General features: G+C 43.9%; 3 protein-coding genes. 2 read left to right on the top strand and 1 reads right to left on the bottom strand.

What is annotated here, in order from left to right:
- Positions 1 to 191: 191 nt before the first annotated feature.
- On the bottom strand, positions 192 to 2,504 hold the full coding sequence (locus A3763_RS13170) for a bifunctional diguanylate cyclase/phosphodiesterase (RefSeq protein WP_068634184.1): 2,313 nt from the start codon (positions 2,502 to 2,504) through the stop codon (positions 192 to 194).
- Between the two features lie 159 nt (positions 2,505 to 2,663).
- Between A3763_RS13170 and A3763_RS13165 the strand changes: the two genes are divergently transcribed.
- Entirely contained in the window at positions 2,664 to 3,293 is a 630-nt protein-coding gene (locus tag A3763_RS13165; protein ID WP_068512737.1) for a hypothetical protein, read from the top strand.
- Positions 3,294 to 3,455: 162 nt separating this feature from the next.
- The coding region (locus tag A3763_RS13160) for a UvrD-helicase domain-containing protein (protein ID WP_156495083.1) at positions 3,456 to 4,405 on the top strand (950 nt) is incomplete at its 3' end.

The following is a 4,405-nucleotide window of genomic DNA, read 5'->3' as shown; positions in this document are numbered from 1 at the left end:
CGCTCGATTTCCATATATTCGTGCTTTTCACTTGTTCTCATGCTTACACAGCCAGACAACAAGGTAACTACCAACAATGCTACTACAACATGCAATTTCATATCTTAATATCCTTAATTTACATTATATTTTTACGCTTATAAAAAGCAGGGACATTATAGTCTAATAGTATAAATATAAAACAGCGCTATTTACTGAGTTCTGAGTAAAGCCTCCATATCATTATCATTCAAAGGTCTTGAGACAAGATAGCCCTGAATATAATCACACCCATGCTGCGATAATAGTGACAACTGGGCCTGATTCTCGACACCTTCTGCAACCACACGAAGGTTCAAGCTCTGACCCAACACGATAATAGCCTTGACTATCGCGAGTTGTGCTTTGGAGTTTTCAAGCCCCTCAACAAATGAACGGTCAATTTTTAGCGTATCAGCCGGCAATTCTTTTAGGTAACTTAATGATGAATACCCGGTACCAAAGTCATCTATAGAAATTTTAAGCCCTAGTTCTTTTAATTCATGCAAGCAACTCAAACCGGCGCGAAAGTCTTCAATTATGACGCTTTCTGTTAGCTCTAATTCCAAACATACTGGCGAGATACCGCTCGACTCCAACACACTCTTAATCATACCTTTCAAGTTTTGATCACGAATCTGCCTAGGTGACAAATTTACGGCAACACAAATAGTACCTAAGCCCTGTTCCTGCCATGTTTTAACCTGGCGACAAGCAGTTTCAAGCACATAGGCTCCTAGCTCAGAAATCAAACCACTTTCTTCAGCAATATTGACAAATTCAGCAGGCGAAATGAGCCCTTTTTGGGGGTGATTCCAACGCACCAAAGCCTCACAAGAATTAATCCTTCTCGACCTGACATCCAGCTTCGGTTGGTAATAGACTTCCAACTCACTTCTTTGCAACGCTTTACGCAATGCATTTTCCATTTCCAGACGTTCTCTAGAGAACTGCTTAAGACTATCATCAAACAATTGGATCTGATCGCCTCCCTGGAATTTAGCTTTCTGCACCGCCAAGGCCGCATATTGCATCAATGTTTCGATATCCTGAGTATGTTCAGGAACATGTGCGACACCCATACTGCAAGATAAAGCGATTTCCTCACTCGATATATCATAATTATGATGGGTCACAGTTTTAAAAAGTCGCTCTGCAAACTTCATTACGTCAAAGGTCGGACTACAGGACACGACGCAAGCAAACTCGTTGCCTCCAACACGGGCTAGAATATCAACCTTCTGTACATTCGCAGACAAGCGTCGAGCAATTTCCCTGAGCAACTCATCAGCCGCATCATGACCAAAGCTATCATTAAACTGCTTGAATCGGTCAATATCCAAGGTCACTAAGGCGAAAGGTAAGCCTTCATCTTTGTAGCGAACCACAGCGCGGTGTAACTGATCTTTGAACTGGTTGCGATTCGCTAACTTAGTGAGGTCATCATAATTAAGTAAGTAATTGAGTTTCTTATCAGCAGCTTGTCGAACAGACAGGTCAGAGAGCATTGCGGCATAGTATTGTATATGTCCGTTGCGATCCCTGATGGCATTGATCTGAGTCCACTGGGGAAAGTAATCACCATGGTATCGCTTCTCTAATAATTCACCCTGCCATAGGTCTTTGGCTTGTACCTCTTCAAATATCTGGGCATAGGCTTCCTGACGCTTAGGCGTATCACTCAAACAATCAATCTTCTGCCCAACAAGCTGTTCCGCACTCTGCCCGATTATTTTCTCATAAGCAGGATTAACCGACAGGAAGCGATAGTTAGCATCCAGAACAAAAACACCTTCTGAAGTATGATCAACGACCGACTTAGCCAAGCGAACTTGTTCATCACGAGCGCGCTCGGACTGAATATTACGCCGGGTCCCCAAAATTCGCAGAGCCCGCCCTTTTGCATCCCGATCAACAACCTTGCCGCTCTCTTCTATCCATAGCCAATCGTCACCACTCTGGGCTCGATATTGAAGTTGGTACTCTCCCTTACCGCCTTCCAAACAAGCGTTAACGGCCGCCCGAACATCAACATAGTCTGCCGGGTGAATAATCGTTTTCAGGTTATGTATATGCTCTTCAGTAGTCAGTTCTTTATCGCCGAAGAGTTCATGGAAGTCTGACTGGTAAAACTGGGCTTGATCAAGATCCCAGTCGATCAAGCCCAAACGCGCTGCGTCCATAGCCTGCGTTAAGCGCGTCTGGCTTTTTACCAAGGCGTCACTGATCTTTTGTCGCAGGGCAATTTGTTCACTGAGTTGCTTGTTACTGTCTTCAAGCTCTTTGGTTCGATCTCGAATCGCAAGTTCGAGGTCGGTACTCTTTTGCACTAGCTGAGCTTCTAACGCTTGCCGTAACTTGCGTTCATCGACCAGCGCTTGATAGATTTGCTGACTTTGTTCCGCGTTCCGCCTGGCCTCTGAAGCTGCTTCAGATCGAGTTCGATGCTTACTTAAAAGCGCTTTTAGTTGGCCAAAATTGATCATGAGTGAAGTATAACCTGAAACACAAACATTTAGAGAAAAGCTTAACAACAAATAATGACAATTCAATTTTAGTGGCTACTCTCAACGATCAATAGACCTAAGATAATCCGTCCACTATACTGCCGCCTTTAAAATTTAATGCATAAAAAGGGATTAATAATGAATCGTTTAAGAAAGATATTAGGGATGTGGGTTATTTTGCTATGTTCTATTAGCAGCAATATCGCCTTAGCCGAAAATTACTCACCAACTTCTACGAAAACCTTCCAAGGCTTTACTGCTGGAGGCTTTACTTTTGGGGGAGATGACTTACTCAAGGTAGAATACACCAATGGTGACTCTGAAGAGCTCACTGCAGGCGGTTTATTGGATCTAAAACTGGGTCTTATCTATAACATCAATGATACATACTCTATACAAAGTAGCATTGGTTATCACTTTGATGCCTTATTAGCCGAAAACGGTGATGGTGACTTCACGCGCATTCCAGTCGAACTATTAGGCTTCTATAATTATGATAAGCACCGTTTTGGTGGAGGATTGACTTTACATACCAGCCCAGAATTTGAAGCAGAATCAGATGATATTGGGCTTGACGAGAATGCTGAATTCGAAGATGCCAGCGGCTTAGTTATAGAGTACGGATATAAGACTTCTGATAGTGCAGTCATTGCTTTAAGGTACGTCGATATAAACTACGAAGTAACAAAGTACAATGGTAGCTCAGTAGACTCAGGCCCTGATTCTGACGGTAGCCACATTGGTTTATATATCTACTTTCTTTTCTAGCAGTCAAAGTTTCCGTGAGTTCAGCGGATATCAAAGGGCCTTTGAGGCCCTTTTTTTCGTCCTACATTTAGCAAGCCAACACATCTTGATCTCTTACATAGCTGCTGTAAGATGAGCAGCAATATTTTCATATAATCATTAGTTCTCGGTAAAAATACCCCCATGGACGTATCCCATATTCTTGACGGTTTGAATGACGCACAACGCAGTGCTGTTGCTGCACCTATGCAAAACTTATTGGTTCTTGCTGGAGCCGGAAGTGGCAAAACCCGAGTATTGGTACACCGAATTGCCTGGTTGATGGAAATTGAACGCTTAAGCCCTTCTTCAATTATGGCAGTGACCTTCACTAACAAAGCTGCCAAGGAAATGAGGGGCCGTATCGAGCAATTGTTGGACCTGCCTGCACGAAACCTTTGGTTTGGTACTTTCCATGGCATTGCTCACCGTTTTCTGCGCGCACATTCCAAAGAAGCAAATCTTCCGGATAACTTCCAGATCCTCGACTCCGACGACCAGCTTCGGATCGTAAAGCGAATCATGCGTGAAATGAACATCGATGAGTCGCGATGGCCGCCTAAGCAAGTTCAGTCTTTTATCAACAGTAAAAAAGATGAAGGCGTTCGCGCCGCTTATTTACCGCCGACTCATTCCCAGTTCGATCAAGTAATGGCAACGCTCTACCAACGTTATGAAGAGCAATGCCAACAGTCCGGCATGGTCGACTTCGGTGAGCTCTTACTTCGCTCTCATGAAATATGGCTGAACAACCCAGCCCTGCTTGCTCATTATCAAGATCGCTTTCGCTATATTCTGGTCGACGAATTTCAAGATACTAACACCATTCAATATGCCTGGCTTCGCGTACTCGCAGGCAACCGAATCCCCATTATGGTAGTGGGCGATGATGACCAATCTATATACGGCTGGCGTGGCGCGAAGATAGAGAACATTCAACAGTTCCAAAACGACTTTGCCCAGCCTTTAGTTATTAAGCTGGAACAAAACTATCGATCGACCTGCACTATCCTGAACGCGGCCAATGCTTTGATCTCAAACAATAGCGGACGTTTAGGAAAAGAGCTATGGACTGATGGCAGTGAAGGTGAACC

The sequence above is a fragment of the Oleiphilus sp. HI0128 genome, from assembly GCF_001635365.1.
The sequence above is the reverse complement of the archived record's forward strand: the minus strand, read 5'-3'. Positions and strand labels throughout refer to the sequence as shown.